Origin of the sequence: Synechococcus sp. R6-5 (assembly GCF_047461775.1) — a bacterium.
GTDB lineage: Bacteria > Cyanobacteriota > Cyanobacteriia > Thermostichales > Thermostichaceae > Thermostichus.
In genome coordinates, this window is sequence record NZ_JANSHV010000333.1 from 1 (window position 1) to 1,698 (window position 1,698).

At 63.8% G+C, this 1,698-nt stretch carries 1 protein-coding gene; it reads right to left on the reverse strand.

From position 1 onward, the window contains the following. Nucleotides 1-10: 10 nt before the first annotated feature. Nucleotides 11-1,306: an ISKra4 family transposase gene (locus NW818_RS13475; protein WP_414424839.1), complete on the reverse strand. Its 1,296-nt coding sequence runs from the start codon at nucleotides 1,304-1,306 to the stop codon at nucleotides 11-13. Between the last annotated feature and the right edge of the window lie 392 nt (nucleotides 1,307-1,698).

The following is a 1,698-nucleotide window of genomic DNA, read 5'->3' on the forward strand; positions in this document are numbered from 1 at the left end:
GGGGTGTCCGTCATTTTTTTGCGTCCATAGGAGGGCGAGAACGACTCCGGCTTGAGGTACAGGCCGGGTATGTGCGCCATGGATGGTCTGGAGGTGGTCGCCAGGGTTGCTTGGGCTGGGCCACCCCTTCGGTTTCAACAGGAAGGACAGCCTCAGGAACAGGAATGGGCGCTGCACCGTCCGAGCGTGGAAGCGCCTCCCCAACTGGCAGAGCGCCGTTGTCCGATGGCGCGTCGGATACGGCAGCCCGACGGCGGGCGCGGCGCCTGCGACCTTCGTGCGCCTGGCGTCGCCGATAGCCACAGATCTGTTCCCATGCTTCGTCCCAGCGATCACTGCACACGGCGTTCCGTAACCCCAACATGGGGTTCACATGGTCACGCGCCCAATGCATCCCTGAACCCTTCAACCGCGCTGCGACGACCAGTTTGTTCCCGCTCTCAACCGCGCCGCTCCCCATCGGCCAGCCTTCTTTCTGGCAGGTGGGATAGGGCATCTGCGCTTCCCGTTTCTCCAGATACGCCAACCAACCCGCCAACTCAGGCTGGTCCGGATGTGCGGCAACCAGCGCCCGCACATCGGCCAGCACTGCTCCTGGCCCTTCGTGCTTGAGGCGCTGGAGTTGCTGCTCCAGCCAGCCCGCGCTCTCCGCCGTCCCTTCGCCCCAGATCGCCGCCCCGATCTTCCCCACATACTCCGCCGCGTGCGGAAAGTCCAAAATCCGCACCGCATCCGGACGATGATAATCGATGAACCCCTGCACCCACTCGGCCCCATCCGTGACCGCAATCACTTTCCCGGCCTTCTCGACCCCCCGCCGCTGGATCTCCGTCAGCGCCAGCCGGGTGAAGGCCTCCGCTTCCAGCAACCGCGAAAAGTAGCTCAGCTCTCGGGCATGCACGTGCTGTTCCGCACCGTCGATCACCGGCTCCCCAAGCACCCCCACCACCAGCGTTTTCACTTCCGCCCACGCGCCCCCAACTAATGGCGCCATCGCCCCGTCCACACTTAATACCTGTTTCTCCGGGCCGATCGGCGCCTCGGGCTGCTCGTGCTCGATCCGCTCCACTTCCGCCTCCTGCACCGACACATAGGCCGCCCCATTCCGCTCGGTCTGGCGCCGCACTGTCGCCTCGCTCACCGCTACCCCGCGCATCCGCCGCAGCATCTCCCGCGCTTGCTCAAACGGCATCCATGCCCCCAAATGGGTCAACTCCTCCGCCAAATTCGGCGTCAATCCCCCAGGCAGCAACTGTAACTCTTCATCCAGGGGGAAAAATCCCCGCCTGACACGTGGGACATACACCGTACCTCCGTTCCAACACAATCTCTTCCCCGCCGTTGGTTTGCAACCTCCGTTTCCTTTTTCCCCGTGACGCTAGCGGCTCCCCGCACTGCGGACAACGCGCGCGCGCCCCCTCCTCCTGCAACCGTGCCGCCTCACTGGCCAACGCCATATCCTCCAGCAACCGCGCCCGCATCCGATTCAACCGCTGGTCGAGCGCCTCTTCCAGCTCCTTCCATGTCGCCCGTGGATGCTGGATGCGCCATTCTTTCATCCCGCTCACCACTTCCCTGGCGAGCTTCTCCCATTCCCGATCGAAATCTGAGGCCATCATCGTTCGCTCCTTTTGCTTCCGTCAGTTCCTCCCCGATTTCTACCACGTTCTCCCACGCGCAAAAAAATGACGGACACCC